At 38.1% G+C, this 17,179-nt stretch carries 13 protein-coding genes; 9 read left to right on the forward strand and 4 right to left on the reverse strand.

Annotated features, from left to right (window positions below):
* The first annotated feature begins 10 nt into the window (after positions 1-10).
* The 7 genes from JZO76_RS06915 to JZO76_RS06945 all read left to right on the forward strand — a co-directional run bounded on the left by JZO76_RS06915 (position 11) and on the right by JZO76_RS06945 (position 10,432).
* A complete protein-coding gene (locus JZO76_RS06915; RefSeq protein WP_206903395.1) occupies positions 11-940 on the forward strand; it encodes an ABC transporter permease in 930 nt (309 codons plus the stop codon).
* A gap of 71 nt (positions 941-1,011) precedes the next feature.
* On the forward strand, positions 1,012-2,799 hold the full coding sequence (locus JZO76_RS06920; protein WP_206903396.1) for an oligopeptide ABC transporter substrate-binding protein: 1,788 nt from the start codon (positions 1,012-1,014) through the stop codon (positions 2,797-2,799).
* A 221-nt stretch (positions 2,800-3,020) separates the two neighbouring features.
* Complete coding sequence (gene rnc, locus JZO76_RS06925) at positions 3,021-3,710, forward strand: ribonuclease III (RefSeq protein WP_206903397.1); 690 nt, start codon at positions 3,021-3,023, stop codon at positions 3,708-3,710.
* A 29-nt stretch (positions 3,711-3,739) separates the two neighbouring features.
* Positions 3,740-7,318, forward strand: a complete 3,579-nt coding sequence (gene smc / locus JZO76_RS06930; RefSeq protein ID WP_206903398.1) for a chromosome segregation protein SMC — start codon at positions 3,740-3,742, stop codon at positions 7,316-7,318.
* Between the two features lie 50 nt (positions 7,319-7,368).
* On the forward strand, positions 7,369-8,178 hold the full coding sequence (locus JZO76_RS06935; protein WP_206903399.1) for a Cof-type HAD-IIB family hydrolase: 810 nt from the start codon (positions 7,369-7,371) through the stop codon (positions 8,176-8,178).
* Between the two features lie 32 nt (positions 8,179-8,210).
* The gene (ftsY, locus tag JZO76_RS06940; protein ID WP_206903400.1) at positions 8,211-9,650 is read left to right on the forward strand and encodes a signal recognition particle-docking protein FtsY; all 1,440 of its coding nucleotides are present in this window, start codon (positions 8,211-8,213) and stop codon (positions 9,648-9,650) included.
* Positions 9,651-9,775: 125 nt separating this feature from the next.
* Positions 9,776-10,432, forward strand: coding sequence for a CPBP family intramembrane glutamic endopeptidase (locus JZO76_RS06945; protein WP_206903401.1), 657 nt, complete (start codon positions 9,776-9,778; stop codon positions 10,430-10,432).
* 323 nt (positions 10,433-10,755) lie between these two features.
* On the opposite strand, the gene JZO76_RS06950 is transcribed toward JZO76_RS06945, so the two are convergent.
* On the reverse strand, positions 10,756-12,555 hold the full coding sequence (locus tag JZO76_RS06950; protein WP_206903402.1) for a sensor histidine kinase: 1,800 nt from the start codon (positions 12,553-12,555) through the stop codon (positions 10,756-10,758).
* A 40-nt stretch (positions 12,556-12,595) separates the two neighbouring features.
* Here JZO76_RS06950 and JZO76_RS06955 point away from each other — a divergent pair, with 40 nt between their 5' ends.
* Entirely contained in the window at positions 12,596-13,309 is a 714-nt protein-coding gene (locus tag JZO76_RS06955; protein WP_206903403.1) for a response regulator transcription factor, read from the forward strand.
* Here the strand turns inward: JZO76_RS06955 and citG are convergent.
* From citG to JZO76_RS06970, 3 genes are all read right to left on the reverse strand, one after another.
* Positions 13,306-14,163 (reverse strand): triphosphoribosyl-dephospho-CoA synthase CitG, encoded by an 858-nt coding sequence (citG, locus tag JZO76_RS06960; RefSeq protein ID WP_206903404.1) that lies wholly within the window; start codon positions 14,161-14,163, stop codon positions 13,306-13,308. The two genes, JZO76_RS06955 and citG, sit on opposite strands and share 4 nt — an antisense overlap.
* A complete protein-coding gene (locus JZO76_RS06965; RefSeq protein WP_206903405.1) occupies positions 14,156-14,851 on the reverse strand; it encodes a GntR family transcriptional regulator in 696 nt (231 codons plus the stop codon). Before JZO76_RS06965 ends, citG begins: the two co-directional genes overlap by 8 nt.
* 172 nt (positions 14,852-15,023) lie before the next feature.
* Positions 15,024-16,418: a CitMHS family transporter gene (locus tag JZO76_RS06970; protein ID WP_206903406.1), complete on the reverse strand. Its 1,395-nt coding sequence runs from the start codon at positions 16,416-16,418 to the stop codon at positions 15,024-15,026.
* Between the two features lie 430 nt (positions 16,419-16,848).
* On the opposite strand from JZO76_RS06970, the gene JZO76_RS06975 reads away from it, so the two are divergent.
* The gene (locus JZO76_RS06975; RefSeq protein WP_206903407.1) at positions 16,849-17,166 is read left to right on the forward strand and encodes a hypothetical protein; all 318 of its coding nucleotides are present in this window, start codon (positions 16,849-16,851) and stop codon (positions 17,164-17,166) included.
* Positions 17,167-17,179: the final 13 nt, after the last annotated feature.

Here is a 17,179-nt window from a genome sequence, read left to right on the forward strand (position 1 = left end):
GGATAGTAGAATGTCTGAAAAAAATACAACAGAAAAAACGGCTCCAGTTGAAAAAGTATCGGTTCCACCAATGGGAATTCGAATGATTGCCCGCGAATTTGTTAAAGATCGTTTGGCACTTTTTTCACTGATAGTCTTAGTCTTATTATTACTTTTTGCTTTTGTGGGGGCGTTGTTCTTTGACCAGAGTTTGGTCAATACCGTTAACCCAATTGACCGCTATTTGGAACCAGGATCAATTTCCATGGAAGGTCATAAATTACTTTTAGGTTCTGATGATGGTGGTCGTGATGTTTTAGGCTTGCTTGTAATCGGCGCACGTAACTCAATTTTTATTGGTTTTGCAATTACGATTGCGACATCGATTATCGGTGTGGGTATCGGAATTATGTCGGGTTACTTTGGTGGCATTTTCGATATGATCGTGATGCGTATAGTCGATTTCGTTATGATTTTACCCATCCAATTAATCATCATTGTGTTAGTAACCATTATTCCACGCTATACAGCACTAAGTTTGGTTATCATCATGAGTGCGTTTTATTGGACGGCTAAAGCACGGCTGTTTCGTGCTAAAACATTGTCTGAAGTTCGACGGGATTACGTTTCCGCTTCAAAAACATTGGGGACAAATGATTTTAAAATTATGTTTAGAGAAATCATGCCTAACTTAAGTTCATTAATTATCACCAACTTGACGATGAACTTTGCTGGTAATATCGGGATTGAAACAACATTGACTTTCTTAGGTTTTGGTTTACCAAACGAAACACCAAGTTTGGGGACACTGATTTCATTTGCAACCGATTCTGATGTCTTGGTAAACAAACAATGGGTTTGGGTACCAGCTTCAATTCTAATTTTAGTTTTAATGTTAGCCATCAACTACGTAGGACAAGCATTCAAACGTTCAGCAGATGCGCGTCAACGTCTAGGTTAATTGCGGTATAACCATCTCTTACAGATGTTTGTATAAAAAAAGTTTTTAGTAAATGTATGGGAGGAACGGAAATGAAGAAAAAAATCATGGGTATGGTATCATTGTTCAGTATTTTTGCATTAGCTGCCTGCGGTTCTGGCGGTTCAGACAACAGCAAAAATAATGACAGTGGTTCAGATGACAAAGCAGCAAACACATCTTTTGAAATGGCAACAAAAAATGATAAAAAGGCAATTGACGGCGGCACTTTAGAAGTAGCAGTCGTATCAGATACTGACTTTACTGGTATTTTTAGTCCTGCCTTTAGCCAAATCACATTGGATGACTACTTTAGTGAACCAGCACAAGAAACATTGATTTCTGTTGATAAAGATTTGAAAATAAAAGAAGACAATCCAGCCTCAACAGTTAAAATGGATCCAGATAGTAAAACAGTTACCATGACGATTAAAGACGGCGTAAAATGGAGTGACGGCAAAGACGTTACAGCCGACGACATGATCTTCCCGTATGAAGTAATCGGACACAAAGACTACGCAGGTGTACGTTACAGTGATGCCCTACAACAAATCGAAGGTATGGTAGAATACCACGATGGCAAAGCAGACTCAATCAGTGGGATTGAAAAAGTTAACGACAAAGAAATCAAAATCAAATTCAAAAAATTCCTACCTTCAATTTTACAAGGTGGTAATGACCCAATCTTAGGTTATGCTATGCCAAAACATGCTTTTGAAGGCATTGCGATTAAAGATATGGAAGGTTCTGATCCAGTTCGTAAAAATCCTGTTACAATGGGACCTTATAAAATTAACAAAATCGTTGCCGGACAATCTGTTGAGTTTGTTCCAAACGAACATTATTATGGTGAAAAACCAAAATTAGATAAAGTTGTTATGACTAAAGTTGGTACAGCTGCAGCAGCTGAAGCTATGAAGTCTAAAAAATATGACATGTTCTATGAAATGCCAACAAACACGTATGATTCATGGAAAGACAACAAAGGTTACCAAATGTTAGGTCAATTAGACAATGCCTATGACTACATCGGCTTCAAGATGGGTAAATGGGATGCTGATAAAGGTAAAGTTGTAATGGATCAAAATGCTAAAATGGCAGATAAACACTTACGTCAAGCAATGGGTTATGCCCTAGATAATAAAATTATCGGCGACCGTTTCTATGCTGGTTTAAGAACGCCTGCTAACTCATTAATCGTGCCTCCATTTGGCGAATTATATGACAAAGATCTTAAAGGCTACACACAAGATGTAGATAAAGCGAAAAAACTATTAGACGATGCTGGCTTTAAAGATACTGATGGCGATGGTTTACGTGAAGACAAAGACGGTAAGAAATTAACAATCAACTTTGCTTTCCGTGACAACTCTGGTGTAGCAAAATCAATTGCAGATTACTATATCCAATCATGGAAAAAAATTGGTTTAGATGTTAAATTAACTGGCGGCCGTTTGATGGAGGTAAACAGCTTCTACGACAAATTAGGTGCTGACGATCCTGAAATCGACGTTTACCAAGCTGGTTGGTCAACTGGTTTTGATCCAAATCCAAGTGGTTTGTACGGAACAGTTGCACAATTTAACTTTACTCGTTTTGAATCTGAAGAAAATACGAAGTTGTTAGAAGAAATGTCTTCTGAAGATGCATTAGATTCTGCAAAACAAGTAGAAATGTATAAAGAATGGCAAGAATATGCTTTTGATCAAGCATTTGCAATTCCAACAATGTATATGTACACACTACGTCCAGTAAGTGATCGTGTCGTAGATTTCTCTATTCAACGTCAATACGATGCTTATCCATGGGCTACAATCGGTGTAAGTTCTGAAGAACGTTAATAATTGATAAGAAATGACCGCGAATTTTCGTGGTCATTTTTTTTATGGGAAAAACGTCTGTTTAAAAAATAGCGTTTTTTTATTTTTTGCAGGTGAAATAGTTAAAAGTTCGTTGTAAATCAACGGAGATATCGTGAATAACATTTCCTAATCGCTAGAAAATCAGTATAATAGGAAGGTGAGTATTGAAACAAAATCCAACCTAAAAAGGACTGTCAATAATGGATAATCAATTACAAACTATGTTAAAAGAAAAATTTGGGATTGTTTTTAAAAACGTATCGTTATTAGAACAAGCATTTACCCATTCATCTTATGTCAATGAGCATCGCAATTTGAATTTAGCCGACAACGAACGTCTGGAATTTCTCGGGGATGCCGTTTTAGAATTATTGGTTTCTCGTTACTTGTATCGCCAATATCCCGATTTACCTGAAGGAAAGCTAACGAAAATGCGGGCGTCTATTGTGCGGGAGGAAAGTTTAGCTGCTTTTGCTAAAGAATGTGATTTTGACAAAGCAATAAAGTTAGGTAAAGGGGAAGAAAACTCTGGTGGCAGAACTCGTCCTTCACTTTTATGTGATCTTTTTGAAGCTTTCTTAGGGGCGTTATATTTGGATCAAGATTTAGAAACAGTTAAAGCTTTTATTCAAAAAGTGATTTTCCCTAAAGTTGCTGCGGGTGCTTTTTCACATGAGATGGATTACAAAACACGTCTGCAAGAAGTCTTGCAAAAAGGTGGCGACGTGCAGATTGATTATCGCCTGGTCAAAGAAGAAGGTCCGGCTCATGAACGGATTTTTTGGACAGAAGTGTATTGCGATGATCGTTTGATTGGTAAAGGCCAAGGAAAATCAAAAAAATTAGCCGAGCAAGCGGCGGCCAATAACGCCTTAGATAAACTTGCATAGTAGAGATCAGAAGGGAGCCCGGAGCTTTCGTGTATTTAAAGAAAATTGAAATCGCAGGCTTCAAGTCTTTTGCAGATCGAACTGTAATCGACTTTGAAAATGGCGTAACGGCTGTTGTAGGGCCAAACGGTAGTGGTAAAAGTAATATCACCGAAGCAATTCGCTGGGTTTTAGGCGAGCAATCAGCCAAAAGTTTGCGCGGTGGCAAAATGCCCGATATTATTTTTGCCGGTTCTGATTCCCGCAAGCCATTAAATATCGCAGAAGTCACAGTGGTACTGGATAATAGTGATCATTACCTGCCACTTGACTATAGTGAAATCAGTGTGACACGCCGCTTACGACGCAGTGGTGAAAGTGATTTTTATATTAACAAGCAAAGCTGTCGCTTAAAAGATATACAAGATTTGTTTATGGACTCAGGCCTTGGCAAAGAGTCCTTTTCTATCATTTCTCAAGGTAAAGTTGAGGCGATTTTTGCCAGTAAACCAGAAGATCGCCGCGGGATTTTTGAAGAAGCCGCGGGAGTTTTAAAGTATAAACAACGGAAGAAAAAAGCAGAGCAAAAATTATTTGAAACAGAAGACAACTTAAGCCGTGTCCAAGACATCGTCTATGAGTTAGAAGATCAACTGACTCCCCTCAAAGAACAAAGTCGCTCTGCAAAAGAATTCTTGCGGCTGAAAGAAGAATTAAAGCGCATTGACGTGGCCCATACAGTCACAGAAATCAAAACAACGAAAGCTACTTGGGACAAAGCAGAAGATAGTTTACAACAGTTAAATCAAGACCTAAAAGCTATAACGAATAAACTGACAACAGCAGAAAATCAATTGCAAAATAAGCGCCAAAAGCGACAAGAATTGGATCAGTGGTTAGAAAATGCCAATCAACAATTACTTTTTCTAACTGAAAGCTTAAAACAAGCAGAAGGTCAGCAAGAAGTCTTGTTGGAGCGCTCGAAACATACGCAACGTAGTTTTTCTGAATACGAAGAAAATTTAGCAGAGAATAAAGAAAAAATTGAACAGCTAGAAAATGCGAAACAAGAAATTATTCATGAACTTTCAGCTAAAAATGGGGCAGTACAAAACTTAGAAACAAGCGTTGCAGCATTAAAAGACGAATTAACGCGGCTACAAAAATCCACCAAAGAGCTCTTAGAAGAATTGCGGGGGCAATATGTGGAAAAAATGCAGGAGCACGCGAATATTGGAAATGATTTAAAATATTTAGAACGTCAATATTTACAAGAAAATGCTAAAAACCAGAAAACAATGACCAAACAAGGGGAGTTGCATAACCAAATCGCCACGCTCTCTGTGCAAAAAACAACACTAGCAGAAAAATTAACAGCAGCTGAAGAAAATTTGGTAGAACAGCGTAAAAATTACATTTTGGTCCAACAGCAAGCCCAAAAGTTACAACAAGAGTTTGAAATGGAACAAAAGAAAATGTATAGCTTGATGCAACAAGTGCAACAAGTAAGAGCAAAGCAAAAAAGTTTGCAAGATATTCAAGACAATTACACTGGTTTTTATCAAGGGGTCAAAATTGTTTTACAAAACAAAGAGCAGCTGACAGGAATTGTAGGCGCTGTGGCAGAGCTTATTCAAGTGCCAACTGAATACACCTTAGCAATTGAAACAGCTCTAGGAGGAGCCGCGCAACACGTTGTCGTGGAAAATGAAGGCGATGCAAGACAGGCGATCACATTTTTAAAAGAACGTCGCGCTGGCCGTGCAACTTTCTTGCCTTTGACGACAATTAAAGGTCGCCATTTAAGTGAAGCGGTCATCAATATGGCAAGTAAAAATAAGGGCTTTTTAGGCGTAGCCAGTGAATTAGTTAAAGTTGCAGAAAAACTACAACCGATTTGTGACAACTTATTAGGCAGCACCTTAATTGCCCAAAACTTAAAAAGTGCCAATGAAATTGCCCGCGATGTGCAATTTCGTTACCGTGTTGTTTCATTAGAAGGCGATGTTATGAACGCTGGTGGCTCCATGACCGGGGGGGCGACTAAAAGAGGCAATCAAGGGAGTCTTTTTAGTCAAACCAATGAATTGCAAAACTTAACAACGGAACTTCAGACACTGGATACGCGCTTACTAGCAACTGAAAAACAAGTTCAGCGCATCGAAGAACGGGTAAAAGAAAAGACAGCTCAATTGGAGCAACTGCGCAATAGTGGCGAAAGCGCCCGCTTAACAGAGCAAGAATTAACCAATCAAGTCAAAAATGTGACCCAAGAATTACAGCGCTTGGAAAAAGAGCAAAAAGTATTCGCTTATGAAAATCGAGAAGTGCAGCAATTTTTAACCGAATATGAAGAACAAAAAGCAGAGTTAACCGCAAAACAAGCACAAGTCGACCGCAAACGAGAAAGCATCAACAAAGAGATTCAACAATTGACCCAACAAGAAGATGTGATTGAAGAGAAAAGACAAGTGGCTAGTGCTGCTTTAGCGACAAAACAAGCAGAGTTAGCAGTAGCGGTTGAAAAAGTCAGCAATTTAAAACAAACGCTTGAAAGAAATGACGCCGCGTTACAAGAAGCAAATAGGCGCCATGAAAGTTTAACTAATCAAATGGCTGCTTTAAACTCCAACTCAAGTGATCATGAACTGTCTGAAGAAGCACTGCAAAAAAAAGTTGCAGATCTTCGGCAGAAAAAAGCCGATTTAGAGGGCGAATTGGCAGCAAACCGACAAGAGCGCAGTGTGTTGCAACAAGTTATCACCGCTGCAGATGAAGAAATGACGCAGTTGAATTTAGAACAAAAAACATTTTTATCGCAAAAAACCAAAGAAGAAGTAGCCAAAAACCGCGCCGATATTCACTTGGACAATCTTTTGGCTTATCTACAAGAAGAGTATAGTGTCACCTTTGAATTAGCTGTTAGAGAATATGACATAGTTTCAGATAGCCAACAAGCTAAAAATGAGATTCAACGCTACAAACGTGAAATTGAACGTTTAGGGCCAGTCAATCTAAACGCCATTGAGCAATATGAGCAGGTGCTAGAACGCTATACCTTCTTAACAAGTCAACGAGATGACTTGCTAGCAGCCAAAGATCAATTATTTAAAACAATGGATGAAATGGACGAAGAAGTGAAAGTTCGTTTTGGTGAAATTTTTGAAGCAATTCGTTTGCGCTTTAAAGAAGTCTTTCCACAAATGTTTGGTGGTGGTCGTGCAGAATTGACACTAACAGATCCGACAGATTTATTAAATACAGGGATTGAAATTGAAGCCCAACCACCTGGTAAAAAATTGCAAAACTTAAGTTTACTTTCTGGTGGCGAACGTGCGTTAACGGCCATTGCATTGCTGTTTTCAATTATTCAAGTACGTCCGGTACCGTTTTGTGTGTTAGATGAAGTAGAGGCTGCTTTAGATGAAGCTAACGTTACCCGCTTTGGGCACTATTTAAGTCGTTTCCAAGATGATACGCAATTTATCGTAGTGACCCACCGCAAAGGAACGATGGAAGCCGCTGACGTGCTCTATGGGGTGACCATGCAAGAATCTGGCGTTTCTAAAATTGTTTCTGTCCGTTTAGAAGACGTCAGTGAAGGCGGTAAAATTAAAACAGAAGTGTAAGAAAAACTTTCTGAACAATGACAAAAGCTTTTAGAAAGGAGTTTATTTGATTGATTAAGATGATCGCTATTGATCTTGATGGTACGTTACTAGATCAAGAAAAGAAAATTAGTCAACGTAATAAAGAGGCTTTGGCAAAGGCTAAAGCACAAGGGGTAAAGATTGTTTTATGTACAGGACGACCTTTACGGGCAATCAGACCTTATTTGGAGGAATTGGAGTTAAAAGAGGCTGGAGATTACAGTATCACGTTTAACGGTGGGCTCGTGCAAAAAAACGATACTGGTGAAGTAATGGCGAAATCTGTTTTAAGCTATGATAATGTACAAGAATTGGTAAAATTAGCGCGTGATTTGGCGTTACCATTAGATATTGTTTCCGATGAAGTCGTTTATATTCTGCCTACAGCTCCAGATCACCAATCTATTTATTCCAAGTTAAATCCATTGTTACACTTCCAACCCTTTTCACAAGCAGAATTAACGGAAGAATTGTTATACAACAAAGCAGTGGTTGCTTTTGAGCAAGAATACTTGGATCAACAGTTGGCAAAAATCCCAGCTGAGTTCAAAGAACGTTATGAAATTATCAAAACACGCGATGTTTTACTGGAATTCATGCCAAAAGGTGTAACCAAAGCGTATGGCTGTAAATTGTTAGCAGAGCATCTTGGCATTACAGCTGCGGAAGTCATGGCGATTGGTGATGAAGAAAATGATCTACCGATGATTGAATACGCGGGAATGGGTGTGGCAATGGATAATGCGGTAGCGATGGTCAAAGAAGCTGCGGACGTTATCACTGCTAGTAATGTCGCAGACGGCGTAGCACAAGTAGTCGAAAAATACGTGTTACAATAAATGAAAGCAAAATTACGATAAGGAGGTTCAATATGGGCTTTTTCGATAAGATTAAAAAGGCTTTAATGGGGGAAGCTGAACCAAAAACTCCCGAAGAAACACAAGTGCCACCCGAAGAAACAAAGGAAAATCTGTCTGATGACAGACCGCAATCAAACCCGGATACGCCAGCTGAAAGTGCAGAAAGTATAGAAGGTACAGAAAGTACAGAAAATGCTGCGGATATACCGGCTGCTACTGAAAAAGTAGCCCAAATACCTGCTACTACACAAGTTGAAATCCCAGCAGAAATCTCAGAAGAACAAAATATTACCGATTCCAAGGTCGAAAAGAAAGAAGATCCTGCAGAAGATGGTGCTGCTTTTGTTGTCACTGAACCAGCCGAGACTGAAAAAAAATCAACGGTTGAAGCAAATGCCAATCAGTCAGAAACTGTTGATTTTACACCACCTGTCAGTGAAGCTGCTACTTTTGTTTCCAAAGAAGAACAAGTAGAAGAAATTAAAGAACAAAAAGAGCCAATTGCTTCAGAAAATGTACAGGAAAAATATGACAAAGGGTTAAAAAAATCACGAAAAACTTTTGGGCAACGCTTAAATGAATTGTTTGCCAACTTCCGTAGTGTGGATGAAGCGTTTTTTGAAGAAGTAGAAGAAACCTTGATTGGTGCGGATGTTGGTTTTGAAGCAGCAATGAAAATTGCCGACGATTTACGCCAAGAAGTAAAATTACAGAACGTGAAAAAGCCAGCCGAAGTACAAAATGTTATGATTGAAAAATTGGTTGATTTGTATGATGAAGCCGGTAGCGATGAGGTCAATACGTTAAATATTCAACCTAATGGTTTAACAGTTATGCTTTTTGTTGGGGTAAATGGTGTCGGTAAAACGACAAGCATTGGTAAATTGGCTTATGAGTATAAACAAGCCGGAAAAAAAGTACTCTTAGCTGCAGCGGATACATTTCGTGCGGGTGCGATTGACCAATTAGTGGTTTGGGGTCAGCGCGCTGGTGTAGAAGTGGTTCGTGGCAATGCCGGGGGGGATCCGGCTGCGGTAGTTTATGATGCCATGGAAAAAGCGAAGGCACAAAATGCGGATATTTTATTAGTTGATACCGCGGGACGATTGCAAAATAAAGTCAACTTAATGAATGAATTGGAAAAAATTAAGCGTGTTATCAAGCGGGAAGCACCTGATGCTCCTCATGAAGTCCTATTGGTTTTAGATGCCACCACTGGACAAAATGCGATGGTTCAAGCTAAGCAATTTAAGGAAACGACGGATGTGACGGGGCTGATTTTAACAAAATTAGACGGAACTGCTAAAGGTGGGATTGTTTTAGCCATTCGAAATGAATTGCATCTACCGGTTAAATTAGTTGGTTTAGGAGAAGGTATCGATGACTTGGAACCTTTTGATCCTAATGAATTTATTGTCGGCTTGTTTAAAGGCTTAATAAAGGATGTATAAAAAAAAAGCCTGATGACTAGCATCTTTTAAAAGGTATTTTAAAACAGCAAGGTGAAGTTTTACTCGCTATCTGGGTGAAATTTCACCTTTGTCTTTAACTTTGAATAAAAACCTGGAGGAATGGTATGACACAAACAAGTTTATTAAAACGTTTAATCTTTTATTGTGGTTTTATTCTATTACAAAATCTTGTTTCAACGGTGGTCTTTTTGCCGAAAATTAGCGATGTGTTGCTCGCTTTAATTAGTGTGTTAGTCGCTGGCGGGTTTATTTATTTTTTAACAACGCGCTACCAAAAGCAGTTGCTGGTCTACAACCCCCGCGCAATTGGTCAAAAAAAAGTCGTAGGAAAATGGAAGTATGTGCTTTTAGGTGTCTTGGCGATGTTTGCTGCTAATATTGTGCTAGCAAATTTTTTGCCAGAAACAACGGAAAATCAAGCCGGGATTAATCAAAGCTTTTTGGTAAATCCCATCACCCTGACTGTCTATGGTGTGATTTTAGCCCCGATAATTGAAGAATTGCTGTTTCGCGGGATCTTTATGAATTACTTTTGGAATAAAGATACTGCCCGTGCAAAAGTTTTAGCCGTACTCACTTCGGCATTATTATTTGGTCTAATGCATGAACCCCGCATTTCAATGGCATTACTTTTATATATGACTTTAGGAATTGTGTTGGCAAGTGTGTATCAAAAAACAGAAGATTTACGTTGCTCAATGCTGGTGCATATGCTCTATAACGGTTTAGGCTTTGTCGGTATGTTTTTAACATTGCAATAAGAAAAGCTGAACAAACTTGCCCAGACCGCAAAAAATAAGGATGGGATTTTCGAAAATTGCTTCTTAAATTTTTGAAAATTTCAACTTATTTCTTGGCGGACTAGTAGGTGAAGCTAGCCAATAAGAAAAGCTGAACAAACTTGCTCAGACTGCAAAAAATAAGGATAGGATTTTTGAAAATTGCTCTTTAAATTTCTAGAAATTTCAACTTAAAGCAAAAGAAAGCTAGTATGAAAAGCTGGGTAGGGATACTCCTACTAGTAAAAAAGATCGGAAAATGCAGCGTGAGATGCGACATTTTCCGGTCTTTTTGCAGTTTAAAACTATGATTCTTTACTACTGATAGGAATGATCAAACTGAAGGTAGTGCCTTCTTTTGAACTTGTGACCTCCATTAGCCAGCTGTTGCGTTTGACGATGGAAGAGACAATGAAAAGACCAAGTCCGGTTCCCCCTTCTTCTTTTCTAGTAGTTAGAAATGGTGTGAAGATCTGATCTTTAATACTTTTATCAATACCAGGACCATTATCTGAAACTTGAATCAGTGCTAACTTTTTATTTTGATAAATAAACGCGCCTTCTGTAATTTTTGCCTGCATCACAGCAGAAGGTGTGGTCAGTGAAACAGTAATAGTCGCGTCCGATTTTGCTTGATAGGCATTGGTGATTAAGTTATAGAGTAAAACTTGAACATCGTCTTGTTGGAATAAGGCATCGGCTGAAAGGTCGATTTCTTTTATGATGGTGACAGATTTTGGAATTAGAATTTTCATCGTTGTAACAGCTTCTTCGATTGCTTGATTTAAAGACTGTACTTTTTTCGTTTGATCTTTTTCTTTTGAAAAATGCAAAATTCGTTGCGAAAGTTGTTGTCCTTTTTTAGCGGCATAATGCATATCTTCTAAATCTGCGATAAGTTCTGGATCATCTGTGTGTTCTGTCATTAACAGCTCAATATTACCAATTAAAGGCGTTAAAAAATTGTTCATATCATGTACGATTCCGGTTGTAACAAGACCGATTGTTTCCATTTTTGACTCTTGTAGGAGACTTTTTTCCAATTGGTGTTTTTCAGCTTCTAATTGCCGTTTTTCTTTTAAGCGTTGGTTTTCATTAGTTGTGTGCTGTTGTTTGGCAAGCAGGCGGACCATCAAAACTAAAAGCGATGCAACCATTAACAAAATCACAACAAGCCCTAAATTGATTAGTAGATCGTGCAAAATCCAACCGTTATCTTGGTAAAAGTCTACTGTATTGGCGATGACAAAGCGCTCTTCGCCAATTTTTACCCATTGAAAGGCGTTGAGTTTTAAAACAGAAGTTAAATCCGACTCATTCCACCAATAAGAATGATAACTTAGGCTGCCTTTTTCGTGCTTTTTTTGGTAGGCATCGAGTTTTTCTAAATCGGTATAATCTAGGTTAGGAAAACGTTTTTTACGGCCAGTTATAATATTTAATCCTATTTGTTCTCGGGCCGGATGCATGACGACTTCCATTTTTTCATTTTTCATTAGAGGGTAACGTTGTTCTGTATCCGTTGGTTGAATTTTATCTAAGAATAATTGCTCTAAATTTAACGGTACGACAACTAACCCTTGTAGCTCTTTTTTTGTATTGTAAATTGGATGGTAGAGATTAAAAAAAGAGTTTTGCTGAATAAAATAGACCTTGCCATTTTGGTTGACTTGTCCTTTTAGTGCTTTTTGAAAGAAAGGATCCGTAGTCATTTTTTTACTTAAGGTACCATTGGTCACCTGATTTTTAGCAGAATAATGACTTTCTAATGGTTGTCCCTCTTTATCAAAAAGAAAGATACCAGAAAAAGCGTGATTGCGCATAAAAAATTGCGTAATAAGATCATTTTGCTGCGGTAGTTGTAAGGGGGTATCCGTATTAATCGTATCCGTTACAAAACTGTCCAACTCGCTGGCACTACTTGTAATTTCAGCTACAATTAATTTGGTACTTACCTCATTGACCTGTTCTAATTGTGTTTTTCCCATTTTTAAAGCTTCTTGTTGTATGTTATGATAGCCTAAAGCCGTGATGAGAATACCTGTTAAAGTTATCGCCATCACCGTGATAAAAAGTGCATTCATTTTTTTAGTTAACTTTTTCATTTTTTGGTAAGCCTTTCATTTTAACTTGGAGGAATTTGCGATGCGCAATGAAAAAATCTTAGTAGTTGACGATGATCCAGCGATTCGCCGCTTAATTTGGAAATCACTGCAATCGACTGGTATCCTGATTTATCAAAGTGATTCAATTGAAAAAACGATTGATATTATGAGTCGGGTGGAATTTGATTTATTTTTATTAGATATTAGTTTGGAATATGAAAATGACGGGTATCACTTAGCACAAATGATTCGCAATGAAAACAGCGTCGTACCCATTATTTTTTTAAGTGGTAAAACACAAGATCAAGATATCGTTACCGGCCTTGAAACAGGGGCGGACTTATATTTGACCAAGCCATTTTCGCCTGCTATTTTAAAGGCGCAAGTCTTGGCTTCTTTAGACCGCAGTTTGGTGTTAAAAAAACATAATGGTCAACAAATTAAAACCAGCAATGTCTTAAAACTTGGTGAATTTACGTATGATAAAAAACGCTACCAGCTTTATAAAAACGATGTAGCACTTAAACTATCTTCCAAAGAAACACAACTTATGCAGTTTTTTATGGAAAATCCCAACCAGGTTTTTTCAAAGGAACAGATTTACCAAAGTGTTTGGGACGAAGAAAAAACCGATGCCAACACTATTATGGTCTTTATCAATCATTTACGCAATAAGATTGAAGATGATCCGAAAAATGCAAAATATTTGCAAACAGTGTGGGGAATCGGTTATACATTTGTCGCAACTATTTAAAATAGTCCTTCTAAAAGGGCAAAGTAGATGCCAAGGGATAATAAATCGGCGGCACCCCCAGGACTCCAATTGCGGGAAATTAAAATTTCATCATATTGGATGAGCGCTCTTATTAGTTCTGCGTTGGTTAACTCTTTTGCATGGAGTTGCTGCATTTCTGCCTTTAGCGTAATAAGGGCTGTTGCTCCGCCGCGATGTAAGACGTTACTGTCTTCTAATTCACTCATTAAAAAGACCAATGCCCGTAATAATAATTCTTCACGGGGCAAATTACGATTTTCCCGCAGATAAGGAAGTAAAACTTCTCCTAAAGCCGGATAACCTGCTGCGGCTTGACCACGAATGCCTGTCGCTCCTTTAGCTAGGTAAAGCTTTTCACCGTGTGTCAGTTCTTTTTTTGACGCAACATTTTTAAAGTCGGTTTTTAATAAGTCTTTGGTAATGGCTTGACTTAATTTTAAAATATTTTCAGAGTCAGTTGCAGTCAAAGGCAACTGGCTTTTTTGTAGATGTAGTCCTGTCGCACCTAATAAAACCGCAAAAGAAAAATTGGCACCTTTATGAGTGTTGATTCCATTTGTCGCAGTAAACATGGCCGCTTCAGCTTGTTGGCCTAGTTGGCGTAAAGTATAAAACAGTTCAGCCGGAGTTCCCTGGTGTTGTAGTCCGGCTTTTAAATATTGAGAAAAATAAGGGGATAGCGCCAAGATGCTATCAATGAATAAATAAAAATCCATATCTTTGTGAGCGCCGTTAGTTAGACGGTCCACTAGCCCTGGTTTTGGTGAAAGGGCAACTTCGTAAAAAAGCCCCTTTTCAGCTGCGGCAACGACGGTGTGGTATTGGTTATTCAATTTGATGTGACTCCATTTCTTGTAAAATAAATTGTAAGGAGTGGTTTAAATGTTCATGGGTAATTAGCGTTACTTGGGTAATATCGTTTGTCACCATACCGCGATAAAGTAGCCAATGCTCCTCTAGTGCGCGATAACGCCGTTCAGATGAGCGAATGGCAATATCACGAAAATAAACGAGGTAGGCTTGTAGATCTGTCACAATAGTTTTCAAACGTTTCATCTGACTCTTTTCATAAATAAACGAATTGAAGTCAGAGAAGTTTTGTAAAACTTCATCGACTTTATCTTCTTGATTGAGGCGGTCGCCTTCTTCTAATAAAGCCCGCAAATCATCGAAATCTTTTGGGGTCATAAGCTGCATGGCCTTAATTGTCGCAAGTGTATCCAGCGACTTGCGAATATCATAAATTTCGTGGGCGTCTTTTATACTAATTCCTTTAACTACGATACCAACGCGGGGAACATGTTCGACTAATTGTTCTTCTACTAATTGGTGCAAAGCAAAGCGAATCGGGGTCCGACTGATATTTAGCGTTTCTGAGAATTCTTTTTCGTTGATTCTCTCACCAGCAGGAATTTGACCTAAAATAATACTTTTTCGAAATGCTTCGTAAATAGAAAGTTTTAAGGGTTGATTTTGAGATAAGTCTAAATTATTTTTAACGGCTGCAATGGTTGCGTTCATTTTTATCAATCATCCTTTTATGGAAGTCTTTTTAAGTGAATTGGGACTTGATTTCTCGCCTCATCATATTTTCTATCTTGTTATTTGTCAACAAGCGTTTTTTCTTTTAGATAATAGTAGGTAATAAAAAGAAAAAAACCGGGTCGAAAATGGCCCGGTTTTTTTTGTAACTTTATTTTTGTGGGATATAAAACGGTAAGTGACCGAATAACATAATCGTTACCACGAAGATGACGAAGATACAAGCGGCCCATTTCCCAGCTTCTCGTTGCCATTGTCCCATATCTAGTTTTGTTAAACGTAGTAGTAAGTAGATAAATGCTACTAATGGTGACAATAAGTGGAATGCTTGTCCCATTAATGAAGCAAGTGCCATTTGCATATTGGTAAAACCATAAGCACGACCTGCTTCAGCTAAGACTGGCATAACACCAAAGTAGAAACCATCATTTGAGATGAAGAATGTACCTGGTGCTGAAATTAATGCAATTACAATACCCCAGAAACCAGCAAGTTGTTTTGGAATAATGTAAGTGAAACTTGTTGCCAATGCTTCAGCTAAACCTGAACCTTGGAAAATACCCATGAAGACACCAGCAGCAAAAACTAGAATAACTACTTGAACAGCATCGCCACCGTTAGCGCCGATACGAGCTGACTGATCTTTTAAGACAGGGTAGTTTACGATTAACGCAATACAAGTACCTAATAAGAACAAGAACAATGGTGGTTGTGCAAACCAACCAGGTAAACCAATTTGATCTGCAAATGAACTCAATACTAACCAAGCAATTAAAACAATAGTCATGATTCCATTAAAAGCAAAAAGTTTTGGACGACGAATTGCCATTGTTTCTGGGTCTGTAACAGCAGTCATTTCTTCAATTTCTGCATCTGATAATTCTTTAATCCCTAAGCGTTTTCTTTCCTGACGTCCCATGTGAGGTGCTACTATAAAGATAACGAATAAAACAGAAAGAATCATACCTGGCATTAGGTAAGCTAGAATTTCAGCACCAACATCTAACACGGCCATTGCCCGTGCAGTTGGTCCGCCCCATGGCAATAAGTTCATGATTGTGTTTTGCAAAATAACCAAAACACCTAGGTTCATTAATTTCATATCTAATTTTTTATAGATTGGAATAAAAGCAGAACAGCAGATTAATGTTGTTGTTGTACCGTCACCGTTTAAAGAAACAGCTGCGGCTACAACTGCAGTGGCAATCAAAACTTTCATTGGATCGCCTTTGGCAAAATGGATCATTTTTTTAGTGATTGGATCAAAAAGGCCAGCATCTAACATGATAGAGAAGTAAAGGATGGCAAATAATAACATGATCCCTGTGTTAGAGGTTGTTTTGATACCTTCCATAACCCAATCGCCGATATTGTTGCTACCGGCTACACCGTCAACGACAGGTGGTGCGGTTACACCAGCAGCCAGTGCGATTAAAGCAAATACTAAAGGAATAATAACTAATGACGTAAGTGGAGATAATTTCTTTTTCATGATAACGAACATGAAGACGATAATCATGAGGTAAGACAAAATAGTAAGTAACATTTCCTTCTTCCTTTCAAAAACAGTTTTTTTGTGCTAGCGCCAAAATGTGATGTAAAAGCTGGCTAACAAATGCATTTTTTCACAATTCTTCTGCTAACGCTTACATCATACGTAAGAATTTTCTAAAAAAAAACAAGCTTTTTAAAAAGGAACACGAAAAAAACAATTTGAGACAACAAATCTTATTTAGTGCTTAAAAAGTTATTAATAAAATCTTAACGGAGTGAAAAGGCTGTTAAATCAACGTTTTAAAGCGTTTTTAGTAAAATGTGTGATTTTGAAACAGTAAAAGAACAATTTAATCAGAAAGCAAATCTTCTCAATAAAGTAAATCATTCTATAATGAGGATGTTGTAAGACAGTAACACCAAATTTTGAAATTATCTGTAGCCGACAAGGTTTAAGAAGATGAAAAGAAAGGAGTGAGTCGATGGGATTATGGGATTTTTTCCGTCAAAAGAAAACCGAAGAAGCGCAACCTATCTCACCTTCTGCAGTAGAGAAACAACCTACATCACCATGGCAGGAAGTACCCGCTTATATTGAAACAGATCCAAAAAATTATGAACTTGTTAGCGTTATTGCCTCCGCAATTATGGCCGGTGAACAGTCAGATAGCCAGTTTGTCGTGAAACGAATCTTAGAACGCAATCCTGAGGCCAAGCTCGTATCCATTATCTCAGCGAGTATTGCTGCAGGTGAACAAGAAGACAGTCAATTGACGGTCAAGAAAATCATGAAAAAATAAAACTATCTATGAA

The sequence above is a fragment of the Candidatus Enterococcus myersii genome, assembly GCF_017316025.1.
Classification (GTDB): domain Bacteria; phylum Bacillota; class Bacilli; order Lactobacillales; family Enterococcaceae; genus Enterococcus_C; species Enterococcus_C montenegrensis.